We start from the raw sequence: 13,171 nt of genomic DNA on the forward strand, positions 1-13,171 counted from the left end.
GCGGGTGCTCCTTTTAGGTGTAGGTGTCCTGTACTTCGACGCGGCCGGCGCCGCCGGAAATGCTGAACTGGGTGATCGGCCCGGCCGGGACCGTGCAGGTCTGCGCCTGCAGGATCAGATCGGAGCGGTCGTCGCCGTTGAGCCGGAGCCGGGCCGTATGGAAGTCGACACGGATTTTGTCGCCGGCGCCGATGGCTCCGGTCGCGATGTACTGCCCGCCGGGGTGGGTGATGCTAAAGCCTGCCGCGAGCGGGCCGTCGATCTCCACGACCGGAGAGGCTTTGAAGTTGCCGCGGTTGATCAGCTTCGCCGGTGTCCCCGGTGCCAGCGGGACGGTGCGCAACTCGCCAAACTTCCGATGATCCGCACACCAGAAGACGATCTGGAAGTCGGAGTAGAAGCCCGCGGCGTGCGGGTTCACGTTGGAGACGTCGATAGTCGCCAGCGCCCATTGGATGAGTCCGTTCTTCTCTATCTGGATGCGTCCCTCGTCGCCGTGGGCGAGGAGGCCGCTGATCTGCAGGCCGAGGGCCTCCTGCTCCTCCGCGCTGCCGGCCAGGATGATCCCGTCGAGGGTTACCGTCCGCGACTCTTGGTATCGCTTGAGCCGGTAGGAGCCGGCAGCCCCGGGCCGGGCTGCCTTCTGTCCGCGCATCGTGACGCCGTCGTCCCAGCCGTCGATCCCTTTGCTTGTGATGGCAAAGGGGCCGAGGCCGGGACGACCGTAGAAGTCGAGGCCGCCGACCGCGATGTGTAGATCGCCGTTAGGCATTGAGTCTCCTCATCTTCTTGTTGAGCCGGTTGTCGAGCGCCCGGGCGAGGTCCGCCGGGTGTACGCGCTCCGTGATCGGCATGGTGACGCTGATCGGGGCAGCCCCGCCGCCGAGCCCGCCGGCGCCTGCTGCAGCGCTGGACGTAGTGACAGTGCCTGTCAGTGCCGCGGCCGTCATGAGCTTGGAAGCAGCTGCTCCGACGGTCCCCTGCTCCTTTGCGATGCTGTCTGCAAAATCGGTCGCGAGGGCCTTGCCGGAGTGGCTGGTGTAGCCGCTGCCGGAGAAGGGTCCGCGCTTCGCGGGCGAGTGCGGGAAGAAGGACTTCGCGAAGTCCAGCACGCCGCCGACCGCGTCGCCGATGCCGGAAACCATGCCCTTGATTCCGTCAATGAAGCCCTGGATGAGGGCCTTACCGGCGTCGAGTAGCAGCGTTCCGAGGTTGCCGAGGGCTTCGAGGATTTTGCCCGGGAGCTCGTAGAAAAACTGCATGAGCCCGGCAAGGAATCCGCCGACGCCGCCGATTACGTTGTTCCAGGTGTCGGCGAAGAACTGGCCCACGGCCGCGAGGCCGGCTCCGACCGCTGCCCACACCATCGCGAGCGTGGGAACCAGCACGTTGTTGAACCAGTCGATCAGGCCCTGCACAATGCCCTGGATGAAGGCGAATACGTTCGCGAATATTTGCCGGCCCAGCTCGGTCTGGGTGAAGAACCAGATGAGTCCGGCCACCAGCGCCACAATGGCGAGGATGACCAGAGCGATCGGGTTCGCCGACATTGCCGCGTTCCATGCCCACTGGGCTGCGGTCGCGATGCCCAGAGCGGCTGCTCCTGCGAGCTGAGCAACCTTCATTGCGGCCGTGGCCACTCCCGTCGCCACCATCAACGCCACAGCCCGCACGCGGGACGTGGTGCCCGCGGTCGTAGCGACGGTGTTCGTGGCCTGCGCCGCGGTCGCCCCGCGCATCGCCGAGGCGAGTGCAAAGTTGGACGCTGCCTGCGCCGCCATGACGGGTACGGACGCGAGCGCCGCGATGTTGCCGGCGATCTGCGCGAGCCTCCAGATCACCATGCCGGCTGCCACCGCGATGATGATGGCCGTCAGGATCTCGGTGTGCTCCGCGAGGAACGTCATTGCTTGCGTAGCTCCCTCGAGGAGGGGCTTTATCAGGGGTAGCGCTCCGGCGATGAGCTTGCCGATTTCCTCCGACATTTTGCCGAGGGCCTTGCCTACTTCGACAAGGATCGGGCCGGCGGGCTTCGCTATGGAGAGGAAGCCATCGAGGGCTGGCCGGAGCTGCGAGAAGTCGCCGCTCTTGAGCGCGTCGAAGGCTGGTCCGGCGGCTGCCTTGATGTTGTCGAGCGCCAGCCGGGTGTTGTAGCCGAACTGCTCCATGAAGCCAGCGAAACCGGACGACGTTATGTCGCCGTCCGCGGCTTCGAAGGAGGCCTTGAAGGCGCGGATGCCGCCGATTGCGGTGGCTAGGTGCTTGCCGAAGCCAGATGCAGGGTCCATGCCGAGGGCCTTGACGAGGTCTGGTGTCATGGCTCCGGACGCGATGCCGGCTTGGAAGGCTGAAAGCTTCGCGAGGAACGAGGAGAGCCCCTCCCCGAGGGCGGCTGCCCGGAGGGATGCCTTGTCGAAGGCGCCCGGCAGTTTCTCATTCATGAAGCCAAAGAGCGTAGAAAGGGCCGGCAGGAAGGCGCCGGCGACCTTCGCTTTGCCCTCGGCGATGATGGCGTTGAAGGTTGCCTGGCGCGAGTTGAAGCTGTTTGTTTCGCGGGCGGCCGCGCCCTGGGCGTCGGCGGTCTGCTTCATGACGAGGGACAGGGTCGCTGCCTGCTGGGCCTGCGTGTCGAAGCCTGCTTTACCCTTTTTGAAGCCGAGCGCTAGGGCTTCGGCGTCGATCTTCGCCTGGTTCAGGGAGACGCCGTAACGCTCGATGGGGTCACGCTCGCCCTTGATCGCGCTGGAGAGGGCCTCGACGGCTTCCTTGGTGGAACCGCCGAACTGGGCGGAGAGGTCTCCGCCGAGCCCGATGAGCTCCTGCGTCTTGGGGGCGAGCTTATCCATGGCGATGCCGCCGTTTTTGAGCTGCGAGCCGATGATGGTCGCGAGTTCCTGGTAGTTGTTCGCCGTCAGCCCGAGGTTCGTTTTTGCGTCCTTGGCGTATTCGAACAGCCCGGCCGAGCTCTCTTTGAACACTGCCTGGACGCCGCCGACGGACTGCTCCAGGTTGCCTGCGCCCTGGATTGCTCCGGTGAAGGTCTCCTTCAGCTTGCCCAGCCCGACTATGGCGCCGAGCCCGACGAGGGCTCCCTTGAATGCGGAGCCAAACGTCCGGCCACCTTCGCGGCCGGACGTCTCGACTTCTTTCTTTACCTTCGAACGGAAGCCGACGAAGTTTGGCTCGATCGCTACCTGGCCGGAGCCTACCTGATCAGACACTGGGTGCCTCCGTCCGTTTCTGCCCGAAGGCACTACGTGCCCTCAGCTGCTCGGTGAGGGCCTTGCGTTCTTCTGGGGTGACGTCCGAGTTATCTCCCGCGGTTGCCCACGGCAGGTCGAGGTCGAGGGGCTGTTCTCCCTTGCCGCGGGTGACGGCGACTACGCGGGCGAGGGTCGCTGCTGCGTAGAGGGCGTGTCTGCCCATCGGGTATTTCCAGCCCTGGACTGACATGACGAAGTGCGAGTCCATTTCGAGGGCGAGTCCGTCGATCAGGTGCTCGGCTTCGGGGAAGCTGATTGTGGTCCCCACGTCGTCGAGGCTCAGGTGGAACCGGTGCCTGAAGTCGTAGGTCAGGGCGGGCCGATGCTCCTCTATCAGCTTGAGGAGGGACCGGATTTTCCCACGGAGCTGCCGAGCCGTTCGCCGAGGGCGGTCATCCACTCGATGGCGAAGATGAAGGTCTCCGTGCCGTCAGAGAGCCCGTTCAGCGTCGCTGCGTCCGCCTCGCTCAGGATATTTTCGAGGATGTAGTCGACCATCTCGGCCTCTTCGATGTTGTCATCTTCGAGGGTCAGGAGGAGCTTGAGCTTCGGGTACGGAACCAGGAGGCTGAGGCTGATTTCGCCGTCGACGGTCTGGCACTTCAGCGTGTTCTCCACGACGATGCTCTTAGGCTTCGGCCCGGGGGCACCGGGGCCGAGCGCGAGCTCCGCGGTGATCACGCTGGCCGGGTCCGTGACCTGGAGGCCGGCGGGCGCTGCTGCGGCTTCTTTGCGGGCTGCCCGAGTCGCGGCCGACTTCTTTGCGGCTGCGCTGCGCCGGGCTGCGGCGTCGGGGCTGGTGGCTTTGGTGGGGCTCATGCCGGTGTCTCATTCCTGACGGGTTTTCAGATGGGTGGAACTGCGGCCGGCCGACTACCCATCAAAGAGTCGACCGGCCACAGGTTTGGGGGCCTGCCCGGGGCGGGCTGGTTACGGGGTGACTTCCGGGGGGAGCAGCCATTCGCCGATATGGCCGTTGCCGAGCGCCGGCGAGCGGTCGATCTTGTAGGTCACCTCGTAGCCGAGCACGGATCCGCGCTCAGACTTGTCCTCGGCCACCGAGGCGACGGAGGCGTTGCCGGCCACGCGACGTCGGATGGTCCCGTTCTTGAAGATTTCCTCGGTGAAGAGGACATACTTCTTGTCGGTGCCACCGCCGTCGATCACGATGTAGCCGTTGGCGTCGGGGGTCTGGCCGCGGATGATGCCGCGGACGGTCTCGTCGGTCTGGGCGTACTTGACCTTGAGCTCGACGTTGGCGAGGCCGGAGGGGATCGAGAAGCCTTCCTGGTAGAAGACGATCGGGTCGCCGTCGGCTTCCATCGACCACTCAAAACCTCCGTCCTCGGTGAGGAGGCCGGGGAGCAGGAACGCGGGCGGGAGCAGGAACTCCGCTGCGCCGCCTTCGGCAGGGGTGGGGAGCGCTGTGCCGGCGGGCGCGACGCCCATATGCCCGGTGACCGGTACGCCGACCGCTGTTACGTCGTTACCAAACGAGTCTTTCATTGCATGCCTCCAAGGCTGGGTTATGGGTTTAGAGCGTGAATTCCTCGCCGGTGACGGCGAGGCTCGCAGTGAAATACCGGCGCGGCTGCCCTGACGGGTCCGCGACCTTGAAGGGGCCGTTCATCGTCAGGACCGCCGCCACCGGGTTGCCGGGCTCCGTGCCGGGACTGCCGGCCACGATCGCCGCGACGAGGAGCGCGAGGTCGGTTGCCTCTTTGCCCGGGTTGTCGTCGTCGCCGGCGAGGACCGTGAAGCCTGCGCTGGTCTGCGCCGTGACGATGCCGGTGGTCGGTCCGCCGTCGTCGCGGACGACAACGGATTTCGGGCGCCTGGTAGGCGGGTGCTGGTTGCCGACGTAGACGTCGGCTGCCAGCGCCTGGTGCAGTCCTGGCGGGCCGGCTGCTATCGCGTCGAGGCGGTCCTTGATGTGGTGGGCGAGGAAGAGCTCGACGTCGGTAAAAATGACCGAGCTAGCCACCGGACTTCAGAGCTCCCAAAGCGCGGGCGAGGTTGCCGGTCTCCGACTCGATCCACATCGTCTTCTCGTCGTCGCTCTTGATCACGGCTACGTTCCTGCGATTCGCCCGCACGACCTCGACGTGGATGCCGTCGCGGTAGTCGCCGGTGTCGACAGGGGCGGTGCTCCGTGCGATGGCGGCGCCGCGCTCCGCAATGCTTACGCAGAGCGCGGTGACCTCCGGCGAGTGGCCGAGCTTGCTGAAGAAGTCGTTGTTGAATTTCACCCTGTGACCTCCTGCAGCGGTATCTCAAGAACTGGTTGCCAGCCGGTGAACGGGTTTGTGTCCGCCTCCGGCTTGGTCGGCACCTTGTAGGTGATCCCGGCGGAGACGATCCGGTCTCCCGCGAGTACGTCGGCGCCCGCGTCCGTGAGGTAGAGGCTCTTCGTCGTGATGATGTAGGAGCGGTCCTCGCTGACCTGAGCGGTGCCCGAGGACGACGCCACGAAGGCTCCGTCCAAGCTCAGCCGCAGCGGGTCTGTCCAGTCCGCCTGCGTCTGCTCCCGCGAGTACGGGTCCACCACCAGCCGGCGGCGCAGCCGTTCAACCGCGCCGCCGAATGGCAGGAACATTCCCGCGGTCACGACCGGTCCCCGCGGCCGAGGTTGTACTTCTCCACGGCGTCAGTCCACTTCTGGGTGACGCCGACGGTCGCCGCTGCTTCGTACTTGATGTTTGCCGGACCCATGCCTTGGGCGCCGACGTGGGCGAGGACGAGTGCTTGGGTCGTCGCCTGCTCAAGTACTGCGTCGGCGATGTCGCCGGGGATCTCGTCGTAGCCATGTGTGTAGGTGACCTTCACGTTTTCGAGGTCGTCCGGCCAGCCGCCGGCCCGGCGCAGGATGCCTGCCCGGCGGCTGATCTTGTAACCCGAGCCTGCTACCAAAGCGGCGCCGTCCAGCTCCACCGAAATGGAGGTGATCGGCGCCGCCGGCAGCAGCAGCGTGTCGGTCCCGTTGCCGTCGAGCCAAATCTCGTCATCCTCTACGAGGTGGACGGGGTGGCCGACGGCTCCGCGGAACCGGTCGCTAGCTCTTTGGAGGGCGAGCAGCAGCCTTGGGCTTTGCTCCGGCAGCCCGGTTGCTGTCGCCAGCTCCGTCAGTTTTGCCAGATACGGTGGCGCCATTGTCTGCTCCCTTCGCTGCTTCGTCGGCGGCTGCCTGGTCTGCCGCAGCCTTGTCGGCGGCTGCCTTGTCGGCCGCCGCCTTCGCAGCTTCGTCGGCGGCTGCCTTCGCCGCTGCCGCAGCGGAAGCTGCGGAGTCCGTGGACACTACAGTCGAGCCGTTCCCGGCCCCCTGCGCTGCCTTCGCCGCCGCGGCAGCTTCCGCTGCTGCAGCCGTGGCCGGCGGCTTCGGCGTCTTGGCAGTGATGCCGAGGCGCTTCGCGTCCTCCGTGCGGTAGCGGACGCCGCCGATGATGATGATCGGGTTTGCTTCAGTCATTGCCTTGCTCCTTCTTTGGTTTGGAAAGCGGGAGGGTGGGCTTAGCCAGCCGTCAGGTCGACGACGCACAGGCGTGCGGCGTTGCGGATGAGCTGGACCTTGCGCTGCTCCGCGCGGACGTACACGAGGTTGTGCTGCGCGTAGTCCTTGTGCTGGTTGAAGGCTTCGATCGCGAGGGCGTCGAGGTCCAGCAGGTGGATCGTGGAGAAGTCGCCCACGATGGCCTGGCCGACTTCGAGCGCCTGGGAATCGATGCGCTCGTAGCTCCACGCCGTCTTGGGTCCGCCCGCGAACGGGCCGTTCCCGAGGAAGCGTCCCTGCGTGTCCTTCAGGAGGTCCCAGGTCTCGTCGTCCTCCGGGTGGAGGAGGACGCCGCGGATCGTGGTGCCCGAGGTTGTGCGCAGCTTGGTGATCGCCTTGCGGATCGTGGTGGGGACGTCCGTGACGAAGGCCTGCTGCAGCACGCCGCTGGTGTTCAGGATGCCGGCGGGCTCGTCGGCGGTGCCGGCGCCGTTGAGCAGGATGCTCTCCGTGAGAATTTCGAGGTTCTCGCGGAGCGTGGAGTCGATCAGGGCCTTCATGATGCCGTCGTCGGCGAGCTCCTGGTTGGTGACCTCCATGCCGTCCGCGTAGGTGTAGGCCTTCGCCTCTGCGGTCTGCGTGGTGAGCGTGGACAGCGGCTTCAGGCCGGTCGCCGGCGTGGTGCCGGTGCTGGTCACTGCCTCGTTGACGAGGGCCGCGTTGTTCGTCTTGGAGATGATCTGGCGGTACTGAAACCAGGGGAGGTTCGTGGTGCCGGTGGTGATCAGGTCCAGGAGCCGGCGCTCCGGGCGGTTGACGAGGTCGTCGACCTCGTTGGTGCGGACGGCCCGGGAGTTGCCCTGGGTGCCGGAGCTGACCGGGGCCGGGTCGACCTTGCGGATGCCCAGCCCGGAGGCCTTCAGGCGGATGTCGGTGCCCTTGGAGGCGCCGTTCGGGTTCTCCTTCTGGTGGCTCTTGTAGACGTCGGAGTTGACGAAGGCTTCGCCCAGCGTCATGGCCTTCGCCCGGCGGTTGCCGGCCGGGGCCTGCTCGTCGCTGGAAACCAGCGGGGCCTCATCTGCAGCGAAGCCGAGGGCTTCGGCTGCCGACTTCGCGCGCTCGATCAACGCGCTAACCTCGGTACGCTCCTTCGCGATTTCCGTGGCGCGGGCGCCGTCGGCTTCGGTGAAGGACTCGGGGCTGCCGAGGGCCTTGGTGCGAAGTGCAGCAGCTTCTGCGTTCAGCGCTGCGAGTTTTGCTACGGGATCCATGAGAGGGTCCTTTCTTGTGTGCTAGGAAAGCTCGAGCAGCGCTCGAACAGCTGGAGTCAGCGCCGACTTGGTTGCCGGTGCTGCTGAATCGGGGGCCGGCGGCGTGACGGCTTTTGCCGTGTCGTCGTCGGCGGGTGCGGGCTCGGCCGCGGCGATGATCTCGCCGAGCTTCGCGTGGGCGTCCTTGAGGGCGTCGACGTGCTTCTGCGCAAGGACTCGGCCTTCCTTGCTTACGTGACCGAGGCGCCCGGTGATGCGCCCGTCGGACTTCACGCTGATCAGCTCGGTCTGGTCGTTGGCGCCCTTGAAGCAGGGGCCTGCCTCCCAGAGGTCGATGTCCTTGATCAGGAGCGAAGGCCACCACGAGTCCTCATCGTCCTTTTCGATGAGCTCGTAATCGCGGACGAGGCCGCTGATGGAGAACTCGACGACGAGGCCGCGCTTCATGAGCTTGTGAACCTGGACCGCGGTGGGGTTCTCGAAGTCGATGAGCCCGGTGAGCTTCAGTCCGGCTTCGGTCTCCTCCGCGGCGGTGTACTCGCCGATGAAGTTGAACGGGTTGCTGAACTGGTGAGCCCACACAGCAGGGATCGGCCGGCCCTTGATGATCCACTCGGCGAGTGTCTTGGTGAATGCGCCCTGCGCGACGACGTCGCCCTGGGAATCTTCGTTACCGAAGGCGGAGACGAGGGCAGTGAACTCACCCGGCGTCTCGGTGGCTTCGGCTTTGGCCACGAAGGTCTTATTGATGAGGATCGGGTCCATTGCCTGACCGCCTTTCTATTCGGGTGTTCCCGGCTTCTCGTTTTGAGTGCCGGAGTCGTGCGGGGAGGCCTGCCCGCCTTCGACGACGTTCAGTGGCACCACGAGCTCGTCGGTGCCTTCGACGAAGGGCAGGTTCTGCTTCGCGCGGGCCTCCGAGCGCAGCAGCCAGGGTCCACCGGTCGCGGTCGAGAGGATCTGCGCCTGCTCGAGGAAGGAGCCATTGATCGCCGCGTCGCGGTCCATCTCGACATAGAGGTCTCTGGTCGTGTCCAGGAAGGGCAGCAGGCCGATGTTCACGGCCTGCGTGAGCTCCGTGTAGAGCGGGCCGAGCGTCGGTCCGTGGAGCATCTGCCGGAAAGCGCCGATGTTGGAGAAGTTCCCGGCCCGGGCGCCGACGAGCTCCGGTGCGATATGGAACGCCGAGGCGACCTCCGCGTCCGTGAGCTGCCGGCCCTCGATGTCCTTCGCATCTTTTGGGTTGATCCCGTCGAGCTGCTCGTAGGTCATCCCGTCCTCGAGGATGGGCGTGCCGCCGGCGTTGACCGAGTCGCGCCATTGCCGCCAGGACTGCAGGAACCGATCACGCTTGCGGTCGTCTTTGAAGCCCTTCTCGTACATCAGGACGCCGCTGAGCTTGGGGCTGTTGTCCCACTGGGCCCTGCGCCACTGGACGCTGCGTTTGTTCTCTTCGAGGATCTGGGAGAGCGTGAGCAGCGGGGAAACGCCGGCGCCTCCGTCCGCGCTCCAACCCCAGCTGATGGCCATCGGCGCCTCCGTCAGATCGACGTCCTCCTGGCCGGCCGGGGTGTGCAGGATGACCTGCTCAACCTCGCCGAGGAAGTTGGACTTCAGCTCGATCAGACGGGGCGGGATCCGGACCAGCCTTGCGGGCTTGCCCTCGTGGGCGGCGAAGTAGACGACGCAGAAGAGGTCGTAGAGCAGCGCGTCAGTTACGACGTCGCGCCAGAGGTTGTAGCCGCTGCGGAAACGTGAGGCCCGGTTGAGGAGCTGCTCCGCTGGGCTGCCCTGCTCACGCTGCCGGTCGGTGTCCGATACGCGCTGGTAGGCGTGCCACGGGATGTGCCCAACCTGCCGGGCAATGAAGCTAACGACCTTGCGCAGGGAAGGCTGGGATTTCCAGAGCGCCATCGGGTCCGACGTCGCCGGGCTGTACTGCGAGAGCGGGATCCCGGCGTCCCGCGTGATCCAGGTGTCGCCCCAGCTGGATCGCGTGGGGTATCCCCCGCCGAAGGAGCCGATGGTGACGAGTTCGCCGCCGGCCTTCAGGATGGCGGCCATTACGCACCGACCTGGGCGAAGAGGACCGATCGGGCCGGCACCAGCAGGTAGCCGTCCAGTTTGACCTGGCCGTGCTGGTTCATGCTCACGACGTCGACGAGCTTGAGGACGCGGGCGCGCCACGAAAAGCGGACCACGCCTTCGACGGTGGTGCCGTCGCTCAGGACGAGCCGGACGCTGCTGCCTAGTTTGAGGCGCATGCGGTTCTCCTTCGGTTAGGCGATTACCAGGTCGTTGTCCTGGTAATGGGATTGGGCGGATTCGTTGTTTTGCCACTCGGCGGTTGCGTTGGCGAGCGCGGAGACGCCGTCGATCTTGTCTCCGGAGTTCGCCTTGTCTGGCTTGACGTTCCCGGCCGGGTCAGTGGCCACGGCGAGGTTGTCGATCATCCATCGCATGACCGGGTTCCCGCCGTGGCGCAGTAGCGGCTGGTCACGCTTGCCCTTGAGGACGAGGCGCTGGATTTCCTTCATGGCCGGGCTCATCGTGAGGTAGCCCTGGCCTGTCTTGACCAGTGGCACGTCCTCTTCGAGGAGCTGGTTCGCGAGGTGCGTTGCGTTCCAGCGGTCGAAGCCAACTGACAGGACGTCGAAGGTGTCGCAGTCCGCGAGGATTTGGGCCTTGATGAAGTCGTAGTCCGTGACGTTCCCCGGGGTGGTCTGCAACCAGCCCTGCTTCACCCAGAGCGACGCCGCGTCTGCGGTGCGCTTGTCGAGGGCTTCGAGGTTTTCCTCCGGCGTCCAGAATCGGAAAAGGACGTCGGCCCCGGTGTTGTCCGCGTTCGGGAAGAGCAACGCGAACGCCGTAAGGTCACTGACGGAGCCGAGGTCGAGCCCGCCGTAGCACTCCATGCCCGCGAGGTCCGCTTCGATGATCCGCGGGCCCGCGTTCCGGTCCCAGTCCTTGAGGTCGAAGTAGGCGGTGGTCTGCTTGGTCCGGATCCCGAGGTGCAGCCGCTTGTACGCCGCGAGCTCGGAAGGGCTGTTTTTCGCCTTCTTCGCAGCGGTCTCCAGGTACTCCCTGGTTGGGCTGACGCCGTATCCCGGATTCGCTTTCCGCTGCGTGGCCTCGCTGAAGGGATCGTCTGTCTCGGATGCCGCAAAGACGACGCCGAACGTGGACGGGTCCTTGAACACTCCCTTGGCGAGCTGCTCCACGTAGCGGCGGTTCCGGGCGTAGATCGTGTTGGGCTTGCCGGTGTCCGCCGTCGTGATCTTCACGACGAGGGGCTGGTCTCGGGAGCCGGTGCCGGTCTCGATGGTCTCCACAAGGTCGGGCGTTTTGTGGATGTGGAGTTCGTCGATGATGGCGCCGTGCAGGTTCGCGCCGTGCTGCGCGTCGGCGGTCGAGCTGATCACTCCGAAGTAGGAGTTGGACTTGGCGTGCACGATCCGGCCAGTCAGTGCCCGGACGCGGCCGCGCAGGGCCGGCGCTGACTCGGCGAGCTTCTTGATCGGGGCGAAAACGAAGGAGGCCTGCTCCTTCGTGGTGGCCGCCGCGATCACCTGGGCGCCGGCCTCTCCGTCCGCTGCGGTGAGGTAGATCGCGAGCCCGCCGCAGAGCGTGGACTTCCCGTTCTTCCGGGGTACGTCCACGTAGAGGGTGCGGACGACGCGGGCCCATTCGCCGTGCTCGTTCTTCTTCACCCAGCCGAAGACGGGGGCGATGATGTAGGCGATCTGCCAGGGGTCCGGGTTCAGGGGCTGTCCGGCCATGCGCCCCTGCGTATGGCGCAGCAGCGAGAAGGCCTTCAGGACCTTGTCCACGCGCTCGGGGTCGAAGACAGCGCCTGGCTGGCTGCGGCCCTCCGGCGTTTTGATGGCCGGCGGGATCTCCGGGAGCGGGATCCCGCGGCTCACCATGTAGTAGGCGACCTCTGGGCTGATCTTCAGCCGGCGCAGAACCGCTGTTGTGGGGAGGCCGAACGCGTCCGAGTCCTCGGGCTTCGGCTTCACTGCTGCGCTAGAACGGGTTTTCGTCCTGGTCGGCATCGGGGGCACTCCTAGCAAGGTCCTGCTCGGAGGACGGGGTCAGCCCGAATTCTTTGGCGAACGACTGCAGCCGGGCACCAGCGTTGCGGCGGATCGCGACTGCAGGATGTGGGATCGTCCCCTGAGCTACTTCAATGAGCAGCGACCCGTTCTCCTGGATGGCGATGGTCGCGTTGCGGAATTCGGCCCACGTCTCGCAGTACGCGGAGAGGACGCCGCGGTCTTCGGGCTTGAGCAGGTCCAGCGCCGTCAGGCCCGGAACGATGCGCTGCCACTCGTCCTTGGCTTCGGCCGTCAGCCAGTCCGGCATCTCGGGTGGCCGGCGCTTGAATGCCGGCCCGTCGGAAACCTTGCGTCCGCCGGAGTCTGTGCCGTTGCCGCGGCCGTCGATCAGCTTCAAATGCGCCGGCTGCTTGGCTGGTCCGCGTAGTCCCACGAGGACCCCCTTTCAAAAACCTGAGATATTTCGCGCTTTTTTACAGGGGCGTGCAAGCGCGCTGAAAACCACGCGATCCGAACGCCCCTACCCTCGTGTGAGTCGGCGTTGCGCGGCCCTCAGTGCCCGCGCTGCGTTCGTTTTAATCCCGTGGCAGTCGTCGCAAAGTGTTTGCAAATTGGAGGCGTCAAACAGCGAGCCACCGTCGGCGATCTCCGTGATGTGATCCGCGCGCAGGTGCTCGGTGCTATTGCACACTCGGCAATGCGGCTCGCGCTTGATCTGCTGTTTGTGAATCCTCGCGCGCTCGGTGCTGGTGAGAGCCCGACTGTTGGCCGAAGGGTTCTCCCAGGCTGCTCGCTGGTGGTCGTCGCAGCGTCCCTTGCTGGTGGCCAGCTTCCCGCAGCGTTGCGAGCAGCGGCTCGGTGCGGACAGTGGCACTGGGTGCTCCTAGGAATGGGTGAGCCCCAGCCGCTATGGGGAACGGCTGGGGCTCGGTGCCTGGGTGGAAGGTCCCGGGCGTCTCACTCATGGCAAGGGCGCTTGGTCCCTCGTGGGATGGGGCAGATACGAGCTGCTGTGAAGCCGAAGCTCCACCGAGCCATTGCTGGCTGCCGATCACGCCAGGCTGGTGGCCGAGTATCCCCGGGTCAGCCGAT

At 65.9% G+C, this 13,171-nt stretch carries 17 protein-coding genes; all 17 read right to left on the minus strand.

Translation table 11 applies throughout. The annotated features are described in order from the left end of the window. Window positions 1-13: 13 nt before the first annotated feature. The 17 genes from ABIB51_RS07280 to ABIB51_RS07360 all read right to left on the minus strand — a co-directional run bounded on the left by ABIB51_RS07280 (window position 14) and on the right by ABIB51_RS07360 (window position 12,953). Window positions 14-772, minus strand: coding sequence for a phage tail family protein (locus ABIB51_RS07280; RefSeq protein ID WP_354186917.1), 759 nt, complete (start codon window positions 770-772; stop codon window positions 14-16). Continuing rightward, entirely contained in the window at window positions 765-3,221 is a 2,457-nt protein-coding gene (locus tag ABIB51_RS07285) for a phage tail protein (protein ID WP_354186919.1), read from the minus strand. Before ABIB51_RS07285 ends, ABIB51_RS07280 begins: the two co-directional genes overlap by 8 nt. After that, window positions 3,214-3,531: a hypothetical protein gene (locus ABIB51_RS07290; RefSeq protein ID WP_354186920.1), complete on the minus strand. Its 318-nt coding sequence runs from the start codon at window positions 3,529-3,531 to the stop codon at window positions 3,214-3,216. Before ABIB51_RS07290 ends, ABIB51_RS07285 begins: the two co-directional genes overlap by 8 nt. A 65-nt stretch (window positions 3,532-3,596) precedes the next feature. Continuing rightward, entirely contained in the window at window positions 3,597-4,082 is a 486-nt protein-coding gene (locus ABIB51_RS07295) for a hypothetical protein (protein WP_354186922.1), read from the minus strand. 111 nt (window positions 4,083-4,193) lie between these two features. Then, on the minus strand, window positions 4,194-4,769 hold the full coding sequence (locus ABIB51_RS07300) for a hypothetical protein (RefSeq protein WP_354186924.1): 576 nt from the start codon (window positions 4,767-4,769) through the stop codon (window positions 4,194-4,196). Window positions 4,770-4,797: 28 nt separating this feature from the next. Continuing rightward, entirely contained in the window at window positions 4,798-5,247 is a 450-nt protein-coding gene (locus ABIB51_RS07305; RefSeq protein WP_354186926.1) for a hypothetical protein, read from the minus strand. Then, on the minus strand, window positions 5,240-5,512 hold the full coding sequence (locus ABIB51_RS07310; protein WP_354186928.1) for an HK97 gp10 family phage protein: 273 nt from the start codon (window positions 5,510-5,512) through the stop codon (window positions 5,240-5,242). The genes ABIB51_RS07305 and ABIB51_RS07310 overlap by 8 nt, the downstream gene beginning before the upstream one ends. Continuing rightward, window positions 5,509-5,871 carry a hypothetical protein gene (locus ABIB51_RS07315; protein WP_354186930.1) on the minus strand — a complete coding sequence of 121 codons (363 nt, stop codon included), beginning with the start codon at window positions 5,869-5,871 and terminating at the stop codon, window positions 5,509-5,511. Before ABIB51_RS07315 ends, ABIB51_RS07310 begins: the two co-directional genes overlap by 4 nt. Further along, a complete protein-coding gene (locus ABIB51_RS07320) occupies window positions 5,868-6,413 on the minus strand; it encodes a head-tail connector protein (protein WP_354186932.1) in 546 nt (181 codons plus the stop codon). Before ABIB51_RS07320 ends, ABIB51_RS07315 begins: the two co-directional genes overlap by 4 nt. Then, on the minus strand, window positions 6,316-6,729 hold the full coding sequence (locus tag ABIB51_RS07325) for a hypothetical protein (protein ID WP_354186934.1): 414 nt from the start codon (window positions 6,727-6,729) through the stop codon (window positions 6,316-6,318). Before ABIB51_RS07325 ends, ABIB51_RS07320 begins: the two co-directional genes overlap by 98 nt. Window positions 6,730-6,770: 41 nt before the next feature. After that, entirely contained in the window at window positions 6,771-8,021 is a 1,251-nt protein-coding gene (locus ABIB51_RS07330; RefSeq protein WP_354186936.1) for a phage major capsid protein, read from the minus strand. 21 nt (window positions 8,022-8,042) lie between these two features. Further along, entirely contained in the window at window positions 8,043-8,786 is a 744-nt protein-coding gene (locus ABIB51_RS07335) for an HK97 family phage prohead protease (RefSeq protein ID WP_354186938.1), read from the minus strand. A 15-nt stretch (window positions 8,787-8,801) separates the two neighbouring features. Continuing rightward, a complete protein-coding gene (locus ABIB51_RS07340) occupies window positions 8,802-10,085 on the minus strand; it encodes a phage portal protein (RefSeq protein WP_354186940.1) in 1,284 nt (427 codons plus the stop codon). Next, window positions 10,085-10,285 carry a hypothetical protein gene (locus tag ABIB51_RS07345; protein WP_354186942.1) on the minus strand — a complete coding sequence of 67 codons (201 nt, stop codon included), beginning with the start codon at window positions 10,283-10,285 and terminating at the stop codon, window positions 10,085-10,087. Before ABIB51_RS07345 ends, ABIB51_RS07340 begins: the two co-directional genes overlap by 1 nt. A 15-nt stretch (window positions 10,286-10,300) precedes the next feature. Continuing rightward, window positions 10,301-12,040, minus strand: a complete 1,740-nt coding sequence (locus ABIB51_RS07350; protein ID WP_354186944.1) for a terminase large subunit — start codon at window positions 12,038-12,040, stop codon at window positions 10,301-10,303. Window positions 12,041-12,047: 7 nt separating this feature from the next. Then, window positions 12,048-12,512, minus strand: a complete 465-nt coding sequence (locus ABIB51_RS07355) for a phage terminase small subunit P27 family (RefSeq protein ID WP_354186946.1) — start codon at window positions 12,510-12,512, stop codon at window positions 12,048-12,050. 87 nt (window positions 12,513-12,599) lie between these two features. Beyond that, window positions 12,600-12,953: an HNH endonuclease signature motif containing protein gene (locus ABIB51_RS07360; RefSeq protein WP_354186948.1), complete on the minus strand. Its 354-nt coding sequence runs from the start codon at window positions 12,951-12,953 to the stop codon at window positions 12,600-12,602. Window positions 12,954-13,171 lie beyond the last annotated feature (218 nt).

The organism is Arthrobacter sp. UYCu712, assembly GCF_040547005.1.
In the GTDB taxonomy this organism is placed as follows: domain Bacteria; phylum Actinomycetota; class Actinomycetes; order Actinomycetales; family Micrococcaceae; genus Arthrobacter.

What these genes read in the sequence shown, in the direction of transcription:
- ABIB51_RS07320 (WP_354186932.1), bottom strand. Translation starts at nt 6,413, where the DNA reads ATGGCGCCACCGTATCTGGCAAAACTGACGGAGCTGGCGACAGCAACC.
- ABIB51_RS07295 (WP_354186922.1), bottom strand. Translation starts at nt 4,082, where the DNA reads ATGAGCCCCACCAAAGCCACCAGCCCCGACGCCGCAGCCCGGCGCAGC.
- ABIB51_RS07330 (WP_354186936.1), bottom strand. Translation starts at nt 8,021, where the DNA reads ATGGATCCCGTAGCAAAACTCGCAGCGCTGAACGCAGAAGCTGCTGCA.
- ABIB51_RS07300 (WP_354186924.1), bottom strand. Translation starts at nt 4,769, where the DNA reads ATGAAAGACTCGTTTGGTAACGACGTAACAGCGGTCGGCGTACCGGTC.
- ABIB51_RS07335 (WP_354186938.1), bottom strand. Translation starts at nt 8,786, where the DNA reads ATGGACCCGATCCTCATCAATAAGACCTTCGTGGCCAAAGCCGAAGCC.
- ABIB51_RS07340 (WP_354186940.1), bottom strand. Translation starts at nt 10,085, where the DNA reads ATGGCCGCCATCCTGAAGGCCGGCGGCGAACTCGTCACCATCGGCTCC.
- ABIB51_RS07345 (WP_354186942.1), bottom strand. Translation starts at nt 10,285, where the DNA reads ATGCGCCTCAAACTAGGCAGCAGCGTCCGGCTCGTCCTGAGCGACGGC.
- ABIB51_RS07280 (WP_354186917.1), bottom strand. Translation starts at nt 772, where the DNA reads ATGCCTAACGGCGATCTACACATCGCGGTCGGCGGCCTCGACTTCTAC.
- ABIB51_RS07325 (WP_354186934.1), bottom strand. Translation starts at nt 6,729, where the DNA reads ATGACTGAAGCAAACCCGATCATCATCATCGGCGGCGTCCGCTACCGC.